The organism is Variovorax paradoxus B4, assembly GCF_000463015.1.
Classification (GTDB): Bacteria; Pseudomonadota; Gammaproteobacteria; order Burkholderiales; family Burkholderiaceae_C; genus Variovorax; species Variovorax paradoxus_E.
The window spans coordinates 829,788-849,542 of the sequence record NC_022234.1 but is presented as its reverse complement, the minus strand read 5'-3'; the positions used below and the strand labels follow the sequence as shown (position 1 = coordinate 849,542).

At 66.3% G+C, this 19,755-nt stretch carries 15 protein-coding genes and 3 pseudogenes; 16 read left to right on the top strand and 2 right to left on the bottom strand.

Features of this window, described 5'->3' with window-relative positions:
* Positions 1-2: 2 nt before the first annotated feature.
* The 12 genes and pseudogenes from VAPA_RS31105 to VAPA_RS31055 all read left to right on the top strand — a co-directional run bounded on the left by VAPA_RS31105 (position 3) and on the right by VAPA_RS31055 (position 13,609).
* A complete protein-coding gene (locus tag VAPA_RS31105) occupies positions 3-866 on the top strand; it encodes a cysteine hydrolase family protein (RefSeq protein ID WP_021004211.1) in 864 nt (287 codons plus the stop codon).
* 25 nt (positions 867-891) lie between these two features.
* On the top strand, positions 892-2,079 hold the full coding sequence (gene pncB, locus VAPA_RS31100; protein WP_021004210.1) for a nicotinate phosphoribosyltransferase: 1,188 nt from the start codon (positions 892-894) through the stop codon (positions 2,077-2,079).
* 5 nt (positions 2,080-2,084) lie between these two features.
* A complete protein-coding gene (locus VAPA_RS31095) occupies positions 2,085-3,785 on the top strand; it encodes an NAD+ synthase (RefSeq protein WP_021004209.1) in 1,701 nt (566 codons plus the stop codon).
* Between the two features lie 10 nt (positions 3,786-3,795).
* Positions 3,796-4,872: an NUDIX domain-containing protein gene (locus VAPA_RS31090; protein WP_021004208.1), complete on the top strand. Its 1,077-nt coding sequence runs from the start codon at positions 3,796-3,798 to the stop codon at positions 4,870-4,872.
* Positions 4,869-5,620 (top strand): annotated as a pseudogene (locus VAPA_RS35330) (ADP-ribosylglycohydrolase family protein); the annotation flags it as partial. The gene VAPA_RS31090 and the pseudogene VAPA_RS35330, both read left to right, overlap by 4 nt.
* A 223-nt stretch (positions 5,621-5,843) precedes the next feature.
* The gene (arsA, locus tag VAPA_RS31080; RefSeq protein WP_021004205.1) at positions 5,844-7,862 is read left to right on the top strand and encodes an arsenical pump-driving ATPase; all 2,019 of its coding nucleotides are present in this window, start codon (positions 5,844-5,846) and stop codon (positions 7,860-7,862) included.
* 33 nt (positions 7,863-7,895) lie between these two features.
* Positions 7,896-8,300, top strand: coding sequence for a DUF302 domain-containing protein (locus VAPA_RS31075; protein ID WP_021004204.1), 405 nt, complete (start codon positions 7,896-7,898; stop codon positions 8,298-8,300).
* Positions 8,301-8,471: 171 nt separating this feature from the next.
* The gene (locus VAPA_RS31070; protein ID WP_041946701.1) at positions 8,472-8,987 is read left to right on the top strand and encodes a hypothetical protein; all 516 of its coding nucleotides are present in this window, start codon (positions 8,472-8,474) and stop codon (positions 8,985-8,987) included.
* A 492-nt stretch (positions 8,988-9,479) separates the two neighbouring features.
* Positions 9,480-9,614 (top strand): annotated as a pseudogene (locus VAPA_RS34250) (IS3 family transposase); the annotation flags it as partial.
* Positions 9,615-9,725: 111 nt separating this feature from the next.
* Entirely contained in the window at positions 9,726-10,352 is a 627-nt protein-coding gene (locus tag VAPA_RS31065) for a type IV toxin-antitoxin system AbiEi family antitoxin domain-containing protein (protein ID WP_461552109.1), read from the top strand.
* Positions 10,349-11,214: pseudogene (locus VAPA_RS35660) on the top strand (nucleotidyl transferase AbiEii/AbiGii toxin family protein). Before VAPA_RS31065 ends, VAPA_RS35660 begins: the two are co-directional and overlap by 4 nt.
* A 565-nt stretch (positions 11,215-11,779) precedes the next feature.
* A complete protein-coding gene (locus VAPA_RS31055) occupies positions 11,780-13,609 on the top strand; it encodes a tannase/feruloyl esterase family alpha/beta hydrolase (RefSeq protein WP_021004199.1) in 1,830 nt (609 codons plus the stop codon).
* Positions 13,610-13,671: 62 nt separating this feature from the next.
* Here the strand turns inward: VAPA_RS31055 and VAPA_RS31050 are convergent, their stop codons facing one another.
* Positions 13,672-15,207 (bottom strand): hypothetical protein, encoded by a 1,536-nt coding sequence (locus tag VAPA_RS31050; protein ID WP_021004198.1) that lies wholly within the window; start codon positions 15,205-15,207, stop codon positions 13,672-13,674.
* A gap of 305 nt (positions 15,208-15,512) precedes the next feature.
* Here VAPA_RS31050 and VAPA_RS31045 point away from each other — a divergent pair, with 305 nt between their 5' ends.
* From VAPA_RS31045 to VAPA_RS31030, 4 genes are read left to right on the top strand one after another with little or no spacing between them, the layout of a single operon-like run.
* Positions 15,513-16,544, top strand: coding sequence for an ABC transporter substrate-binding protein (locus VAPA_RS31045; protein ID WP_021004197.1), 1,032 nt, complete (start codon positions 15,513-15,515; stop codon positions 16,542-16,544).
* A complete protein-coding gene (locus VAPA_RS31040) occupies positions 16,544-17,353 on the top strand; it encodes an ABC transporter ATP-binding protein (protein WP_021004196.1) in 810 nt (269 codons plus the stop codon). The genes VAPA_RS31045 and VAPA_RS31040 overlap by 1 nt, the downstream gene beginning before the upstream one ends.
* A 15-nt stretch (positions 17,354-17,368) precedes the next feature.
* Positions 17,369-18,229: an ABC transporter permease gene (locus VAPA_RS31035; protein ID WP_230559057.1), complete on the top strand. Its 861-nt coding sequence runs from the start codon at positions 17,369-17,371 to the stop codon at positions 18,227-18,229.
* 35 nt (positions 18,230-18,264) lie between these two features.
* Entirely contained in the window at positions 18,265-18,948 is a 684-nt protein-coding gene (locus VAPA_RS31030; protein ID WP_021004194.1) for a cysteine hydrolase family protein, read from the top strand.
* Positions 18,949-18,955: 7 nt separating this feature from the next.
* Here the strand turns inward: VAPA_RS31030 and VAPA_RS31025 are convergent, their stop codons facing one another.
* Entirely contained in the window at positions 18,956-19,735 is a 780-nt protein-coding gene (locus tag VAPA_RS31025) for an SDR family oxidoreductase (protein ID WP_021004193.1), read from the bottom strand.
* Positions 19,736-19,755 lie beyond the last annotated feature (20 nt).

Here is a 19,755-nt window from a genome sequence, read left to right as displayed (position 1 = left end):
CCATGAAGCAGAACATCCATCTCCTCGTGATCGATCCGCAGAACGATTTCTGCGACCTGCCGCCCGACTGGCTCGGGGCGGATGCGTCCACGGGCACCCAGCTGCAGCCGGCCCTGCCGGTTGCAGGTGCCCATGCCGACATGCTGAGGCTGGCCGACCTCATCCGCGAAGGGGCGGGCGGCATCGCCGGCATCACCGTCACGCTGGACTCGCACCACAGGTTCGACATTGCGCATCCCACGTTCTGGCAAGCGCGCGATGGCGGTGCCGTGGCGCCTTTCACCGCAATCACGGCAGCGCAGGTTCGCGGCGGCGACTATCTGCCTCGCGACGCCGCGGCCCTGCCGCGCGCGCTGGCCTACCTCGACGAGCTCGAGCGCAGGGGCCGCTACACGCTGATGGTGTGGCCGGTGCACTGCGAGATCGGCAGCTGGGGCCACAACGTGCACGCGGCCGTCAAGGCTGCCTATAACGCCTGGGAAGACGAACAGGCCGGCGTGGTGGAAAAGATCGCCAAGGGCAGCAATCCCTGGACCGAGCACTACAGCGCCATCCAGGCCGAGGTGCCGGATGCGGACGATCCGGGCACCTCGCTCAACATGCGGCTGGTCGAGTCGCTGGACCGCGCCGAGCTGATCGTCATCGCCGGCGAAGCCAGCAGCCATTGCGTGAAGGCCACCACGGAGCACATCGCCGCCAACCTGCCGTCGGGCAGGCCCGCCAAGCTGGTGCTCGTGACCGACTGCATGAGCCCGGTGACCGGCTTCGAAGCCCAGCACCAGGCCTTTCTGAACGACATGGCCGCGCGCGGCGTGCAGCTTCGCTCCAGCGCCGAAGTGCTCCCCCTGCTGGCGGCCAACGCCTGACGCCAACCCGCCAAAGGACCACACCATGCAACCCATCATCCAGAGCCTGCTGGATACCGACCTGTACAAGTTCACGATGTGGCAGGCGATGCTGCACAGCCACCCGCAGACGCAGGCCGAGTACAGCTTCGTGTGCCGCAACCAGCCGGCCTATCCGTTGGCCGAGCTGCTGGCGGACGTCAACGAGCAGCTCGACCATCTCTGCACGCTGCGCTTCGCGCCCGGCGAACTCGCCTACCTGCGCGACCTGCGCTACATCAAGAGCGACTTCGTCGACTTCCTGCGCATCTTCAGCTTTCAGCGCGAATTCATCACCGCTGCGGCCGATGGCGATGCGCTTCGCATCCGCGCGGTCGGCCCGCAGGTCCACACCATGGCGTTCGAGATCTTCGTGCTCGCGATCGTCAACGAGCTGTACTTCCGCCGCTTCGATGCGCAGGCGGCGCTGGCCGAGGGCCGGCAGCGCCTGCAATCCAAGATCGAGTTGCTGCGCAGTTTTGCCAAGGAGCCGGCGGCCCGGCATCCTTTCGAGTTCTTCGACTTCGGCGTGCGCCGCCGCTTCTCCCGCGACTGGCAGCGGGAGGTGGTCGGCACGCTCAAGCGCGAAGTGCCGATGTATTTCAAGGGCACCTCCAACGTGCTGCTGGCCAAGGATCTGGAGCTGGTGCCCATCGGCACGATGGCGCACGAGTATCTGCAGACCTACCAGGCGCTCGGCGTGCGGCTGCGCGACTTCCAGAATGCCGCGCTGGAAGGCTGGGTGCAGGAGTACCGCGGCGACCTGGGCGTGGCGCTGACCGACGTGGTTGGCATGGATGCCTTCCTGGCCGACTTCGACCTGTACTTTGCCAAGCTGTTCGACGGCCTTCGCCATGACTCGGGCGATCCGATCGTCTGGGGCGAAAAGGCGCTGGCGCACTATGCCAGGCTGCGCATCGATGCGCACACCAAGCGGCTGGTGTTCTCCGACGGGCTCGACCTGCAGACAGCCATCCGCCTGTACCGGACCTTTGCCGACCGCACCCAGACCGGCTTCGGCATCGGCACCAACCTGAGCAACGACGTCGGCCTCACGCCGCTGAACATCGTGATGAAGCTCACGGGCTGCAACGGCCAGCCCGTCGCCAAGCTGTCGGACAGCCCGGGCAAGACGCTGTGCGAAGACCAGACCTTCCTGGCCTATCTGCGCCAGGTCTTCCATATCGAGGAGTGAGCGCCATGCTCCGCATCACCGTCGCCCAACTCAACTACACCATCGGCGACCTGGCCGGCAACGCCGCGCGGATGATCGAGGCCGCGCGCCAGGCCACGGCCGACCAGGCGGACCTGGTGGTCTTCTCCGAGATGTCGCTGACGGCCTACTACCCGGCCGACCTGCTGGAGGAAGAGGGCTTCATGGACCGCGTGGAGGATGCGTTCGGGCAGTTGCTCTCGGCGTCGCGCGAGATGCCGGCACTGCATTGGGCGATCGGGCTGCCGGCGCACCGCGAAGGCGCGGGCAAGAAGCTTCGCAACGTGCTGCGTGTCATCTGCGCGGGCGAAGTGCGGCTCGAGTACGCCAAGCAACTGCTGCCGACCTACAACGTCTTCGACGAGCGCCGGCACTTCGAGCCGGGGCCCGACGTGGCGCGCGTACTCCGCATCCGCGACACGCGCGTCGGCCTGCTGATCTGCGAGGACGGCTGGAACGACGAGGGCCAGGACTACCTCGTCAATCCGTTCGACCGCATGCGCGATGCAGCGCCCGATCTCGTGGTGTCGATCAACGCGAGTCCGTCGAACATCGGCAAGCGCGAGCAGCGGCACCGCATCTTCAGCGCGGCCAGCCGCCGCAACGGCCTGCCCATCCTTTACGTCAACCAGGTGGGCGGGCACGACCAGCTGGTGTATGACGGGGCCTCGTTCGCCGTCGAGCCGCAGGCCGGCGTGGTCTACGAGGCGCGGCGCTTCGCAGAGGACGTGCGCACGCTGCGGTTCGACGAGGGCCGTTTTCTCGCGCCGGGCGGCGAGGCGCCGTCGCGCGTACCGCCGCAAGGCCTGCCGACGCTGGAGTTCTACCGCCAGCAGATCGTGCTGGGCCTGCGCGACTATGCGCGGCGCTGCGGCTTTCGGCAGGCCGTGGTCGGTTCGTCCGGCGGCATCGACTCGGCGCTGACGCTCGCGCTGGCGGTCGAGGCGCTGGGCGCGGAGAACGTCGTCGCCATCACCATGCCGTCGCGCTTCTCCTCAGCCGGGTCGGTGGACGATTCCGAAACCCTGTGCCGCAACCTCGGCGTGCCGCTGAAGGCGCATGCCATCGCCGGCATCGTCTCGCAGTTCGAGCAAGGGTTCGAGACGGCGTTCGGCCGCGGGCTGCACGGCGTGGCGCTGGAGAATCTGCAGGCCCGCGTGCGCGGCACGATCCTCATGGAATACTCCAACAGCTTCGGCCACCTGCTGCTCACCACGGGCAACAAGTCCGAGATCTCGGTCGGCTACTGCACGCTGTATGGCGACACCAATGGCGGCCTGGGACTGATCGGCGATCTCTACAAGACCGAGGTGTTCGCGCTGTCACGGCACATGAACGCGCAGGCCGGACGCGAACTCATCCCGCAGGCCATCATCGACAAGGAGCCCTCCGCCGAGCTGGCGCCGGACCAGAAGGACGCCGACAGCCTGCCGCCGTATGAAGTGCTGGACGAAATCCTCAAGATGCTGATCGAAGGCCAGCGGCTCGCGGGAGGGGAGTACGAGCAGGCGCGCGCCTTCGTCGGCCGGCTGCGCGCCACGCCCGAGGGCGAGGCGCTGGTCGAGCGCATCCGCGGCATGGTCGCGCGCAATGAATACAAGCGGCGGCAGTCGCCGCCCATCGTTCGGGTCAGGCCGCGGGCATTCGGCTCCGGTCGCCAGATGCCGATCGCTGCCCGATGGCCGTGAGGACCAAGAGATGACACGCATGAACAAGGCGCCCGATGTCGCCGTCTACATCGGACGGTTCCAGATCTTCCACAACGCCCAGCTGGCGCTGCTGCGCCGCGCACTGGCCGCCGCGCCCGAATGCGTCGTGGTGCTCGGCTCGGCCTTCCAGGCGCGTACGCCGCGCAATCCCTTCACCTGGGAGGAGCGTGCGGAAATGATCCGTATCGCGCTGCCGGAGGCGGACCGCCTGCGGCTGAAGTTCCTGCCCGTGCGCGATTACTACAACCTCGCGCAGTGGGTCGCGGCGGTGAAGAAGGGCGTGGCCCGGCTGCATTCCGGCCAGCCCTCGGTGGTGCTGGTGGGGCACCTGAAGGATGCGACCAGCAGCTACCTGCGCGACTTTCCCGACTGGGCGCTCGACGACGCCGGGCGCCGGGGCGACATCCATGCCAGCGCGCTGCGCGACGCCTATTTCGGGGCGGCCCGCGACGGCTCGCTGGAGGCTGCCCTCGCGGCCCTCGTCGGCCAGGCGCCGGCCAGCACGCTGCAGTTCCTGCGCGCCTGGGCCAGCCTGCCGCCTTACGCCGTGCTGGCGCAGGAATGGGAGAACCTGCGCCGCGAGAAGGCGCTGTGGTCCGGCTCGCCGTACCCGCCCGTCTTCGTCACGGTCGATGCCGTCGTGCAGTGCGCACGCCAGGTGCTGCTGATCCGGCGCGGCCGTTCGCCCGGCAAGGGGCTGTTCGCGGTGCCGGGCGGCTTCATCGAGCCGCGCGAGACCGTGTGGCAATCGGCCTTGCGGGAGCTGGCCGAGGAAACCGGACTGCGGCTCTTGGACAGCGACGTCGAAGCCGCCTTCAAGGCGGTGCGGGTGTTCGACCATCCCGACCGCAGCCAGCGCGGCCGCGTCATCACCCATGCGCACTGGTTCGACCTGGGCCCGCGCCGCCCGCCCGAGCTGACTGCCGGCGACGATGCCTCGGAAGCCCGGTGGGTGCCTATCGATCAGCTGGCCGGCATGGAGGACCAGTTCCATGACGACCACTTCCACATCCTCGATTTCTTCTTCGGGTTGACGGCGGATGCCGCGGAAGGCAGCGCCGCATGAATGACCGGGAGCGATACCGCGGCTGCCTCCTCGGACTGGCTTGCGGCGATGCGGTGGGAACGACCGTCGAGTTCATGCCGCGGGGAACCTTCGAGCCCGTCACGGGCATGGCCGGCGGCGTGCAGCCGGGCGAGTGGACCGACGACACCTCCATGGCGCTGTGCCTGGCGACCAGTCTCGTCTGGCGGCGCGGTTTCGATCCCGTCGATCAGATGAACCGCTACTGCAACTCGCGCAGCGTCGGCTATCGCCGCATCCGCGTGTTCCTGCGCCGCAAGGGCTTCGAGCTGAGCGGGTCTCGCACACATCGCCTGTGGCGCCAGGCAGGCCTGCTGGTGCCCCGGAAACGGCCGCACAAGCGCATCGCCTCGGTGCGCCCGCGCATCCCACGCCGTTCAAGGCCAACATGGTCTGGGCCTACGACTTCGTCTTCGACACCACGGCCAGCGGCCAGCAGATCAAATGCCTGACGGTGCTGGACGAGTAGGCCCGCGAGCGCCTGGCCATCGATGTGGCCGGGGCCATCCGGTCCAAACGGGTGATCGAGGTGCTGCCGCGCCTGGTGAGCCTGCACGGGGCACCGCTGTTCATGCGCTCGGACAACGAGCCCGAGTTCGTCAGCCAGGCCATCCTGGAGTGGATCGCGCACGCCGGCATCGCCACTGTGCTCAACGACCCGGGCAAGCCTTGGCAGAACGGCACCGACGAGAGCTTCAACGGCAAGTTCCGCGACGGCTCACGGAGCCTATCGCGTGTATGACCTCTCGCGGGGCAGCGACCCGTGCGGCGTTTGATACAGATCAAGGGAATGATCGAATCGGCTCGAAGCATCACGGCAGTTGCAGCCTCGCCTTGTCGATTGAGCATGACTTGATGAATCGCAAACCCACGTTTCGCATTTGACGCACAGTTACTCAAATGGGCGAAGGCCTTGTCTGCCTTTCACGACGACACGCACAGGTACATCCATCATGGAAATCAGGGTTCTGGGCTCGGGGTGCAGCAAGTGCCGCAGCACGATTGCACTGATCGAGCGGACAGCGCAGGCCGCGGGCGTCGAGGTCGAGATCGTCAAGGTAGAAAGCCCCGACGAGATCAGGCGACTGAGCGTACATGCGACCCCCGCTGTCGTCATCGGCGAGAAGATCGTTCACAGCGGCGGGATTCCTTCGCACGAGATGGTGCAAGGCTGGCTGAAGCCCGATCTCCCGGGGTTCCTGAAAATGCCGACACGGTATCTGTTCTTCACGGGCAAGGGTGGTGTCGGCAAGACCTCGCTGTCCACTGCCGCGGCCCTGGCGCTGGCAGATGCGGGCGAGGCGGTTCTGCTGGTCAGCACCGATGCGGCTTCCAACCTGGACGAGATGCTGGGGGTTGAACTGCGCAATACGCCCGTTCCGGTTCCTGGCGCGCGTGGTCTGAGTGTCCTGAACATCGACCCGGACAACGCGGCCGAGTCTTATAGGCGCCGCGTCCTGGCGCAGATGGACATCGATGCATCCGAAGCCGAACGCGCGAACGTGCGTGAACAGTTGTCGGGCGCATGCACCACCGAGATCGCCTCCTTTGACGAGTTCGCATCCCTGTTGTCCGACGGTGCTGGGGCCTTCGATCACATCGTCTTCGACACGGCACCGACCGGACACACGCTGCGTTTGCTCAGCCTGCCCAAGGCGTGGAGCGGATTCCTGCAGGACAACGATCGTGGGGCATCGTGCCTTGGGCCGCACTCGGGATTGAAGATGCAGGAGGAGCGCTTCAAGGACGCGCTCGACGCTCTGGGCGATCCGGCCCGTACGACCGTGGTCCTGGTGACGCGACCCGACATGGGCGCGATGGCCGAGGCGGCGAGGACGTCCGAGGAGTTGCGCGCGCTAGGCTTGGGCAACCAGCGTCTGGCGATCAACGGCGTGTTCCATGCCAGCGAATCGACGGACGCGGTAGCTTGCGCCATAGAGGCACTCGGGCAGCGAGCGCTGGCGCAGATGCCCCAGCCACTGCGCGCCTTGCCGCAAGACAGCGTGCCGCTGCGTGCATTCGATACGGTCGGTCTGCCGGCCCTGCGCGCGCTGCTGGGCACCACAGCGGCCCCGGTCCCGCCCGAAGCGGCCATGCCACTCGAACCCGCGCCGCCGTTACAAGGGCTGGACGCCTTGGCGGACGAATTGGCCATGGCGGGCCGGGGACTGATCATGGTGATGGGCAAGGGCGGTGTCGGCAAGACAACGGTCGCGGCGGCACTGGCCTTGGGCCTCGTCCAGCGCGGCAAGACCGTTCACCTGAGCACCACCGATCCGGCCGCGCACCTGGTGGGCACGCTCGATGGCGATGTGCCGGGGCTGCACGTGGACCGGATCGATCCGAAGGTCGAGACCCAGCGCTATGTTGACAAGATCATGGCGGCCAGGTCGCCCGGCCTTGACGCGCAGGAGCAGGCGCTGCTGCGGGAAGACCTGCGCTCCCCATGCACGGAAGAAGTGGCCGTCTTCCACGCTTTCTCGCGCATCGTCGGAGAGGCGCGCACGGCCTTCGTGGTGCTGGACACCGCGCCCACCGGACATTCGCTGCTGCTGATGGACGCCACGGGCGCATACCACCGGCAGATGGTGCGGGAGTTCGAAGGGCAGGGGAGCATGCGCATCGTCACGCCGCTGATGAGGCTGCAGGACGCTGCGTACACAAGGATCATTCTGGTGACGTTGCCGGAGATCACGCCGATCTCGCAGGCCGCCGCCTTGCAGGAAGACCTGCGCCGCGCCGGCATCGAGCCCTATGCGTGGGTCCTGAACAAGAGCGTCTTGGCTGCAGGCACGCACGACCCCTTGCTGGCGACCCGGCTGGCGGGCGAGCGCAGGCAGATGCAGCGCATGTCCAACGGTCTGGCCAAGCGCATCTTCACGCTGGCCTGGCTGATCCGTCCGCCGATCGGGTTTACGGAACTGTCCGGATTGGTCGCCAAAGAAGGTGCCGTGGCGACAGCACACCCATGAACTTACTTACTCACCCACTTATCGAGGTTCCCCATGTACGGATTCAGCACAGCACTCAGTGGCATGTCGTTCGAACAAGCGCTCTCCAGGACCGTTGCCGCACTCAAGGCCGAAGGCTTCGGCGTGCTGAGCGACATCGACGTGCAGCACGCCATGAAAGAAAAGCTGGGCGTGGAGATGGCACCCTATCGCATCCTTGGTGCGTGCAATCCGCCACTGGCGCACCAGGCTCTGCAGGCCGAGCCCGATATCGGACTGCTGCTGCCGTGCAACGTGATCGTGCGTCAGGAGGCTCCCGACCGGATGGTGGTGGGTTTCCTCGACCCGCAGGTGATGACTCAGTTGGTTGACGAGCCTTCGGTCAAGGCTGTGGCCGATGAGGCTGAGCGACGCTTGCGCCGCGTATGTCTGAGCCTTGGACCGCCTGCTGGTCCCTAAGGACAGAGGGTCGATGAGGCGCCGGGGGCGCACGCGAGCGACAGGGGTCTTTGCGGCTTGCAGATAGCCCGCGCGCTCGAAGCGCGCATGACAAAACCTCATGAGCGCTTGCGACCTGGGCCCAGAATGACAGCAATGCCAACGAACGGGATTTCTCTCGAGCTATCTCCCATGAACAAGCGCTTCCTGGCCGTGGCAGCCGCCGCCTTCATCCTGCTGCCCTGGAGTTCACACGCCGCTGACCCCGCACGACAGGCCGAGGTTGCAGGCCGCGGGGCAGACGTCATGCCGTTCAACCTCAAGGCAACAACGCATGTCTTCACCAAAACAACGCACGGAGGCGTGCAGCGAGTCGTGGCCAAAGGCGCCGCCGAAAAGCAGCAAGTCGAGCTGGTACGCGCTCATCTTCACGAGATTCAGGACCAGTTCATCAACGGTGATTTTTCGGGGCCGTCCCACGTCCATGGTGCCCAGATGCCCGGTCTGGCTCAACTCCAGGCGGCCAAGCCGGGACAGATTTCCATCGATTACAGAGAAGTGGATGGTGGCGCGGAGTTGACGTATCGGGCTAGCGACCCGAAGCTTGTTTCGTCACTGCATGCCTGGTTCGACGCGCAGCTTTCGGACCACGGAGCTGATGCGATGCCCGGCCAACATCACACGCACGACAGCGTGTCGCCACGGTAGTTCGAACCGACCCGCAGCACATTGATAACCCTGCCTTTGCCGCAAGGCAACTGTATGGTCGGTCGTCTCACTGTCTGCGGCGAGCGACCTCATGCAGCTTGCGCGCCGGCGGGTCATGGTCGTCCCGCTTGCAAAAGCAATATGCGAACTGCTGAGGTGTTCCCCAGGGTGTCTGATGCACTTCGATACTGCTGTCGACCAACTCAAAGGGTTCTCCGAAACTTGCATGCAGTGCATCCGGTCCCTAACGTGCCACTGGCAAACCACTGCATTTTTCAGGTCCTTCGGGCCTGAAGGCGCCAACGATTGCGTGCCCGCCGGGCTTGAGGGGGCCCTGAGCACCTGCTCGACATAGGGTGGCCGCTGTTCGGTGCTGCTGGGAAAGTGGAACACCGCCCGGTCGTGCCACATCTGCACTCAAGAAGCGAAGGGCAAGGAGAAGGTCGCTCGGGCCGAACTGGAGTACGCATACACCGCGAAATCCAGCGATCGAAGACCACAACCCTTGAGCAGTTCATTGAGGTAGTCGATTCCTATATCCGTTGGTACAACGAAAAGCGGATCAAGATCTCCCTTGGCTCTCTCAGCCCCATCGAATACCGAGAGAGTCTCAGACGTACGGCATAAAACCAGTCCGAATTTTTATCCGCCCCCCCATGACCAAGGACATGCGCACTCTTTTCGCAAGCTGTTCTACTTGTTCCTTAATTTCGTCAGATAATAGAAAGTGACGAAAAAATGGAACATACTGCGAAAATCATGCGGCAAGACACCCACGCCCGGCGCGTCCTTGATCTGCTCGCGCAGAAGGGAATGCTGCGTCCCAGCGATCTGGACGCCATTGAAGCGCCCCGGGTGGCGCTGACGCGCATGACAGCGGCCGGCCTGGTGGAGAAAGTGGGCCGCGGCCTTTACCGCCTGCCCGAGCGCGGAGGCTCCGAGCACGAGAGCCTGGCGGCGGTTGCCGCCAAGGTCCCCCAGGCAGTGTTCTGTCTACTCACCGCCCTGCAATTCCATGGGCTGACCACACAGTTGCCGCGCCAAGTCTGGATTGCCATGCCGCGCGGCAGCCATGTGCCGAGGATCGACTATCCGCCCCTCAAGATGATCCAGGTTTCTGGCGAGGCCTACGCGGCGGGCATCGAGGTGGTTGAACGCGATCACGTGCAATTGCGTGTCTACGGCGTGGCCAAGACCGTGGTCGACTGCTTCAAGCATCGCAACAAGATCGGCCTGGACGTGGCGCTCGAAGCCCTGCGGGATGCGCGGGCCCAGCGCAAGGCATCGGCGGACGATCTCTGGCACTACGCCAAGATCTGTCGCGTCGCCAACGTGATGCGCCCCTACCTGGAAGCTATCGAATGAGCAAGGAGCTTCCGGCGTCCGTGCGGGCGCGTCTGCTCAATATCGCCAAGGCGCAAGGCGTCGACTTCAACCAGGTGCTGGTGCGCTTCGCCCTGGAGCGCATGCTCTATCGCTTGGGCCAGTCGGCGCATGCCGATCGCTTTGTGCTCAAGGGCGCACTGCTGTTCACCCTCTGGTACGACATGCCGCACCGCGCGACGCGGGATGCCGACCTGCTCGGCTTCGGGGCAAGCGATCTGGCGTCCATTGCCCAGACCTTTCGGGATATCGCGAGCGTGCAAGTGGATGATGGCATCACCTTCGATCCGGCCTCGGTCAAGGTCGAGGAAATCCGCAAGGACGCCGGTTATGCCGGGGCGCGGGTCTTGATCGATGCCGACATTGCGAGGGCGCGCTGCAAACGCAGATCGACATCGGCTTTGGTGACGCCGTCACGCCAGAGCCGGTCGAGGCGGTCTATCCAGTCCTGATCGCTGATCTGCCGGCGCCATGCCTGCGCACATACCCGGTCTATACCGTCGTTTCGGAGAAGCTGCACGCGGTTGCCGTGCTGGGCATGACCAACAGCCGGCTCAAGGACTATCTGGACCTGTCGGTCCTGCTGGAGCGCGAGGCCCTGGATGTCGACACGCTGGCCAGCGCCATTGCCGCAACGTTCACCCGGCGTGGCATGGTAGTGCCGAGTTCGCTGCCCGTAGGCCTGACCCACGAGTTCGCGAATGATCCGTCACGCCAAGCGCTGTGGCTCGCGTTCCTCAGGAAGAACGATATGGCGGTGCACCCGTTGGCCGATGTGGTTGCGCTGTTGCGCGACCAGCTTGGGCCGGCCATCCTGAAGGCTGCAGCATTGCGCGTTATTTGAACTGGGTGCGGAGGAAGGCACTGCTGCGCGGTAGCCCACCGGATCTTCTCTTCGGGCACGGACCACTGCCGCGCCAGTAGCTTCGCCCCGCCTTCACCAGCAAAAAACTCTTGACGACCTCGAGCCTGAACTCTGTTTGATACTTCTTCATGGAACCCTTGGAAGTTCGTCCAGCTTCTGGGGGCCAGTTCAAATCCCGCGATTCAGCATGGCTGGAGCAGGTCGCAGCGCCTTTGGCGGGTCAAACTCCAATGGCTCGATCGTGATCATCTCCGGTGTCGCCCATGCGCGGCGACATCCAAGGCCTGGCCGATCAACTGCTCGAAGGCTCCCGACCGCCCTGATCCTTGCCCGGCAGGGCCGCCATCGGCAGCCACATGCACTGAAGTGCGCTCAATTCTCGATGTTCAGCGGCTCGGGCAAGGCCGAAATCCCCGCTTTTCACTTCGTGTGGTTTCCCCCAGCGTGGAAAACGCTTTGAAGATGCAACATCGTGCAGCCCTGGCGTGCCGGGGCTGGATAGATGAACCTTCATCTGCAGTCTATTTCCTGTTTGGAGACCACGATGGCCGTCAAGAGATCAGGCGCTTCAAGAGCCGCCACCTGCTGTTGCATTGCAGCATTCCTCACTGCCTGCGGAGGCAGCGGCGGCACCCGCGGCTTTCCGATCGTGGGCATTCCTCCGGTCACGGGCGCACCGCCGGTGCAGAAGCTGGCATGCGACGACAGCATGAAGTCCCGCTTCGCGCCGGATGCCGCGACCGCGGTCCTGATGGTCAGGGCCTTCAAGAAGGGGGACGCGCTGCTGCTGACAGGCACCGCATCGCCGAGTACGCCGGTGGCGCAGAACGACCTGTGCTTCGTCAAGCTCAACGTCGGCCCCGGCAACCCGGGCGTTGCCGATGCGCCATCCACGTCTGCGGGGATCGGCATCGAGATCTGGCTGCCCACGGCAGCCAACTGGAACAAGCGCATCCATGTGAAGGGCGGCGGCGGCTGGGCGGGCGGCACCCAGGGAACCCTCACCGGCATCACGCCGAACTCCGGCAGCGCCGGTTCGGCCAGCGAGACCGCCGGCGTGGAGGGCGCCGTTTCCGCCACCACCGACACTGGCCACGCCGTCAGCAACGGGTCCTTCGCGATGAACCCGGACGGCACCGTCAACACGGTCCTGTGGAAGGACTTCTCGGAGCGCGGCATCCATGAGATGGCCGTCAAGACCAAGGCGCTGGCCAAGGCGTACTACGGTGAAGACGCGAAGTACGCCTACTGGAACGGATTCTCGACGGGAGGGCGGCAAGGGCTGAAGGAGGCCCAGGCCAATCCCGCCGACTTCGACGGCATCCTTGCCGGCGCGCCCGCCAACAACTGGACCAAGTTCATCACCACCGAGCTCTATCCGCAGATCGTCGTCCAGCGCGACCTTGCAGGCGTGTCGATCACGGCGGCCCAGCACACGAGCGTCTCGAACGCCGCGATCAACGCCTGCGACGTGGTCGGCGGCGTTCACCTCGGCTACGTTCCGGATCCTGCCGCCTGCCGCTACGACCCCACGACCGACGCGGCCGTGATCTGCAGCGCCGATGGCGGCACCAACGCCACCGCGGGCTGCGTGACGCCCGCCCAGGCACTTGCGTTCAACAAGTTCTGGTACGGCCAGACGGCCGACGGCGCCGTGCCGAACCCTGCGGCCGACAACGGGTTCGCGGCCGCCACCGCAGCTTCGCAGAAGTGGTACGGATTGGCGCGCGGCTCCAGTCTCATGGGCCTGGCCGGTGCCACGCCGTTCCCCATCTCCAGCGACATGGTGGCGCTCGAACTGCAGGACCCGACGATCGCGACGCCCAGCTTCCTCAACGCAACGGGCAACGGGGCCGACGGCTGGAAATCGCTCACCTACCCGCAGCTCGCCAACGCGTGGGACCGCGGCGTGGCACTGCAAACCGCCTTCGCCAACATCAACACCGACAGCGCAGACCTGAGCGCCTTTCGCGACCGCAAGGGCAAGCTGATCTCCTACCACGGGCTCGCCGACACATTGATCCCGCCGCAAGGCACGATCAACTACTACAGCCGTGTCGCCACGCAGATGGGAGGCGTCGCGGCCACGCAGGGCTTCTATCGGCTCTATCTCGTTCCCGGCATGGGCCACGGCTTCAGCAATGGCACGTCCAACGCGAGCGCGAATCCTCCGCTGCCGACCAACGCGCAGCTCTACGAGCTGCTGACCGCCTGGGTGGAAAAAGGCATCGAACCGCCGGTGCGCGTGGAAGCGACGACGCTCGCCAGTGCCAGCTTTCCGGTCGTGAAGTCACGGCCGCTGTGCCTCTATCCGCTCAAGGCGAACTACACTTCGGGCGACCCCAACCTGGCCGCGAGCTATACCTGCTCCTGAAGGGGCGCCGGTCGGGCGGAGTCCGTCTTGCAGGCGCGGCCAAACGTCGGGTTCGGGGCCGCTCAACCCCACAGCAGCACCGCGCTCACGGTGGCGACGGCCAGCCCGGTGAGCACCGGCAGGGCCAGCGCCCGCACGGCGTCCAGCACCGGGACGCGGGCGAAGCCGGCGACGGCGATCAGCGAGGACCACGCGATCAGCGTGCCGCCGCCGGTCCAGACCGCGCCCATCTGGCCGATTGCCGCCAGCGTGGCGGGCTCCAGGCCCACGGTGGGTGCCAGCGCACCCGACAGCGCGCCGGTCAGCGGCAGGCCCGAGAAGCCCGAGCCGTCGATGCCGGTGATCATGCCGACGACCAGCACGCCGAAGGCGACGAAGAACTGGCTCTTGGGAATCCAGTGCTCCGCACCTTGCACCAGTTGGAACAGCAGGCTGGGACTGTGGTCCGGCGGCAGCGAGAGGATGGCCGAGAAGGTCTCGCTCGCGCCCATGAAGAAGAAGCCGGCGATCGGCAGCACCGAGCCCATGGCCTTGAAGGCGAAGACGAAGCCGTCGGTGATGTGATCGGCACTCACGTCGAGCATCTTGCGCGGGCCGTTGGCCGCCAGCGAGGCGAGGATCATCAGCAGCCCGGCGACGCCGCCCACCAGGGCCGCGGCATCGCCGCCCTTGAGCTCGGGCAGGCCGCTTGCGAGCTTGGGCAGGACCATCACCGCGATCACGGCAAGAAATGCGAGCGGCGTCAGCACCGCGAACAACTTGGACCACTTGACGCGCCTCGCCTCGACCAGGGCGAATTCGCGCTGGATGTCCGAGTCGCTGAACGAGGCCTTGTCGTGGCGCGTGCCGCGCGCGATCTCGGCCTTGTCGAAGCTGTGGCCTTCCTCGATCGCGGCGGCCTCGGTCGTGTCGACCGACTGTGCCTGCCACTGCACCAGCAGGTCGTTGCCGGCCGGCCGGATGCTGCTGCGCAAGCGCAGGTAGGCGAGCACCAGCGCGATGCCCCCGACGATCAGCGAGAGCACCAGCGCATGGTGGCCGACCAGCGCGGCGCTGGTTCCGGCGGCCTTGGCGCTGATACCCGGCGCCACGCCGATCACGTAGTCCGACGACAACGCCATGCCCTGGCCGGCGATCGCGATGGCCACCGCGCCCGCCAGCGGCGGCAGTCCGGCCGCGATGGCCGCCGGCAGAAGCACGGCCGACACCAGCGGCACGGCCGGCGTCGGCCAGAAGAACATCGAGATGCCGTAGGTGACGGCGGCCAGCACCAGGTAGGCGACGTGGCCGTTCTTGACCACCGCGCGGAACGGCTCGACCATGCGGATGTCGGAGCGCAGCGTCTTGAGCGAGTTGAGCAGGGCGGTCATCAGCGCGATGACCAGAAAGATGTTGAACAGCTCCTTCGCCGCGACGAAGCTCGCATTGAAAATGCTGCCCAGTGCGGCGATGGGACTGTGCGTCCACGCCAGGGCCACACAGAAGGTGGCGATGATCGACGGCACGACGACGTTGGCGCGGAAGATCATCGTCAGCACGATGGCACCGACGCCCAGCAGGTAGACCCAGTGGGCGGCGGTGATGGTGATGGAATCCATCTTGGGGGACCTCGTGGAGTTATAGGGTTGTTCTGGAGAGAAGGAACTGGCTCAAACGGTATACAGTATTCCAACACCGCAAAAAGTGGGCCATGGGGTAAACACCGGGAGCTCAGCCCGGCATGCGTCGGCTTGGTGCGAGTGCGCTCGAAAAGTGCGCGATTTCGAGGAAAGAAGGGGCAGAAGAGGCGCTTTTTCAGTGCGCACCACAGCAGGGTGCCACGCCCGCATGTTGCGGTGCAGGATTGCTTTCTGGCCCATGTTTTGCATACTGTATTGACTATTTCACTCACGGAGCCCATCCCATGTCCCTGTTCCCGCGCCGTTCCTCGGGCCTCGCCCGCCTCGCGCCCGCCCTTGCCCTTGCCGCCGGCCTGCTCGGCCTCGCCGGTGGCGCCGCAGCCCAGCCGGCCAAGCCGCTCGTCAAGGTGCGCTACGAGGAGGTGATCCGTTCCGTGCTCTACGTGCCGATGTACGTCGCCCTGAACCAGGGCTACTTCAAGGACGCCGGGCTGGACGTGGGCATGAAGACCTCGCAGGGCACCGACAAGGGCATGGCCGCGCTCCTGTCCGGCAGCGCCGACATCGTGCTGATCGGGCCTGAGGCCTCCATCTACGTCGCCAACAGCGAATCTCCCACCAAACCGAAGATCTTCGCCGGCCTGACCGCCACCGACGGCTTCCTGCTGATGTCGCGCAAGCCGGTCACCGGCAAGTTCGACTGGAACCAGCTCCGGGGCAAGTCGGTCATGGCCTTCCGTCCGGGCTCCAACCCGGATGTCTTCCTCGAAGCCGCTCTGCGCAAGCACGGTCTGGACCCGAAGAAGGACCTGAAGCTGGTCAACAACATCGGCCCGGCCGCGCGCACGGGCGCCTGGCTGGCCGGCCAGAACGACTACGCCATCTTCCTGGAGCCCGAGGCGGGCACCCTGGAAAAGGACGGCAACGGCCATGTGCTGGCGTCGATCGGCAGCGAGGTCGGCCCGGTCGACTACACGGTGTTCACCACCACCGACGCCTTCATGCAGAAGAACCCTGACGTGCTGCAGGCCTGGACGAACGCGGTGGCGCGGGCGCAGAAGTACGTGCAGTCCGCGCCGGCCGCCGACCTGGCCAAGCAGATCGCCGAGTACTTCCCGGGCATGTCGCAGCCCGAACTGGCGAAGGCGATCGAGCGCTACCGCGGCTACAAGCTGTGGAAGACCTCGCCGCTGGTGGAGAAGGCCGCCGTCGAGCAGCTGCAGGACATGCTCGCGGCCAGTGGCGTGCTCGAAAGCGCCAAGCGCGTGAAGTACGAGCAGGTCGTCGTGACCGACTTCGCCGCGAAGGCCAAGTGATGGCGGCGGCGAACCTTCGCGCGGCGGGTGGCCTGCCGCGCATCGACGTGCGCAACGTGTCGCTGCGCTATTTCACGCTGCAGGGCGAGACGCAGGCGCTCGACGACATCTCGCTGGCCGTGGCGCCGGGCGAGTTCGTCAGCATCATCGGCCAGTCGGGCTGCGGCAAGAGCACGCTGCTGTCGATCATCGCCGGCATCCTGGAGCCTTCGGGCGGCAGCGTCACGGTCGACGGCCGGCCCGTCACCGGGCCTTCGCCCAGCATCGGCTACATGCTGCAGCAGGACTATCTCTACGAGTGGCGCAGCATCCTGGACAACGCGCTGCTCGGCGCGCAGATCCAGAAGCGCGACATGCGCGAGGCGCGCGAGCGCGCCATCCACCTGCTGCACAAGTGCGGCATGGGCGACTTCCTGCACCACTACCCGCGCCAGCTGTCCGGCGGCATGCGCCAGCGCGTGGCCCTGGCGCGCACGCTCGTGACCAACCCCGACGTGGTGCTGCTCGACGAACCCTTCTCCGCGCTCGACTCGCAGACACGCCTGGCGATTGCCGACGAGGTGGTCGAGGTGCTGCGCAGCGAAGGCAAGTCGGTGGTGCTCGTGACGCACGACATCGGCGAGGCGATCGCCATGACCGACCGGGTCGTGGTGCTTTCGCGCCGCCCCGGCCGCATCAAGTCGGAGCACCTGATGCGGTTCCCGAGCCACGGCAAGCGGCCCACGCCCTTCGAAGCACGGGCCCTGCCCGAATTCAACACCTACTTCAGCACGCTCTGGGACGAGCTCGACGTGCATGTCGAGGGATAAACCATGAGCGCTGAAATGAATGCAGTCCCCCCGATGACGATGCCCGCGTCCGCCGCCGCGCTCCCCGCGGCCACACCCGCCAAGGTTCCGAGCGCGGCCTACGCGAAATGGCTGGCGCGCCAGCGCCGCGAGAAGACGCTGGTGCTCGCGAGCCGGCTGCTGCTGCTGGCCGCCTTCTTCAGCCTGTGGGAAATCCTCGCGAAGACCAAGGTCGTCAATCCGATGCTCACCAGCTATCCGAGCGCGCTGTGGCCGACCTTCGTCGACCTGCTGCACAACGGCAACCTGCTGACGCACACCTGGGCGACCTTCAAGGCGACCGTGGTGGGCTTCGTCCTCAGCATGGTGTTCGGCATCGCCATCGCCGCGGGGCTGTGGTGGTCGCGCTTCGCGAACAAGGTGCTCGATCCGTTCCTGGTGGTCGCCAACGCGATGCCGAAGATCGCCTTCGTGCCGATCTTCTACATCTGGCTCGGTTCCGAGTACTCGGTGTACGGCATGGCCGTGGCCATCGCGATCTTCGTGACCATCATGGTGGCCTACGAAGGCTTCCAGTCCACCGACCCGAACAAGATCAAGCTCGCGACCACGCTCGGCGCGAGCCGAGCGCAGGTGCTGCGCATGGTGGTGCTGCCCGGCAGCGTGCCGACGCTGATCGCCGCGCTCAAGATGAACATCGGCCTGTCGCTGGTCGGCGTGATCGTGGGCGAGTTCCAGTCGGCCAGCGAAGGCCTGGGCTTTCTCATCGTCAACGGCAGCCAGGTGTTCAAGCTGAACATCGTGATGACGGCGATCGTGGTGCTGGCGCTGATGTCGGCGCTGATGTACCTCGTCATCGCCCGCGTCGAGCACCATCTGGCCCGCCGCTACGGCTGACCTTGCTCTCTCTCTCATCGAACGGAAAGAACACGATGGAATTTCCCGCATGGATCGTCGAGCGCGTGATGGCGCGGCAGGGCAGCCTGCACCCGTATCCGCGCTTCGACGCCGGCTGCACCGCCTTCGTGGTGGTGGACCTGCAGAACTACTACACGCAGCCGGGCTTCATGGGCGAGTGCGCGCCGGCGCGCGCCACCTTCGGCAAGGTCAACCAGCTGGCAGCCGCGCTGCGCGAGGCGGGCGGCACCGTCATCTGGGTGCAGACCTGCTCGGACGGCGCCGACAGCTTCTGGTCGCACCACCATGCCCACATGCTCACGCCCGAGCGCAGCGCGCGCCGGCTGCGCGAGCTCGGCCGCGCGCATGCCGGCTTCGAGATCGCGCCCGGGCTCGACGTGCAGCCGGAGGACCCGCGCGTGATCAAGCGCTGCTACAGCGCCCTGGTGCCGGGCTCATCCACGCTGAATGAAGTGCTGAAGGCGCGCGGCATCGAGACGGTGCTGATCGGCGGCACCGTGACCAACGTGTGCTGCGAATCGACCGCGCGCGACGCCATGATGATGAACTACGCCACCGTGATGGTCGAGGACGCGCTGTCGGCCGTCACGCCCGAGGAGCACGTGCATTCGCTGCACAACTGGATGCTGTTCTTCGGTGACGTGCTCGGCGTGGAGGAGGTTGCCAGCCGGCTGGCGAAGGCGCCGGCGCTGGCCTGAAGCGGCCCTAGAAGGTCCCCGGGTAGGCCCCGCCGTCGATCAGCAGGCTCTGCCCCGTGATGTAGCCGGCATGCGCCGAGCACACGTAGGCGCACAGCGCGCCGACCTCCTCGGCGCGGCCGAAGCGGCCCGCCGGGTTGTTGCGGCCGCGCTCGTCCCACAGCTGCTCGAACGACTTGCCCTCGGTCTTCATCAGGCCTTCGATGTGATGGCGCTGCGCATCGGTCGCGAACACGCCCGGAAGGATGTTGTTGATCGTCACGCCGTGCCGCACCGTCTGGCGCGCCAGCCCGGCCACGAAGCCGACCAGCCCGGAGCGTGCCCCGTTCGACAGGCCCAGTTCGGCCTGCGGCGTCTTCACGCTGCGCGAGACGATGTTCACGATGCGGCCGAAGCCGCGCTCGATCATCGGGTCGACGGTGCGGCGGATCATCTCGATCGGGCCGAGCATCATGGCGTCGAGCGCCTCGTGCCAGTCGGCGCTGCTCCAGTCGCGGAAGTCGCCGGGCGGCCGGCCGTCGGCGTTGTTGACCAGGATGTCGGGCGAAGGGCAGGCGGCGAGCGCGGCATCGCGCCCGGCCGCGGTCGTGATGTCGGCCACCACCCAGGCCACCGGCACGCGGGTCTCGGCCAGGAGCTCGGCGGCGGTCTGCTGCAGCGTGGCTCGGGTGCGCGCGGCGATGGTCACCTGCACGCCCTCCATCGCGAGCTGCCGCGCGCAGGCGCGCCCCATGCCGCGGCTGCCGCCGAAAACCAGCGCCTTGCGTTGTGCGATGCCGAGGTCCATGGATCGTGTCCTTGTGCGTG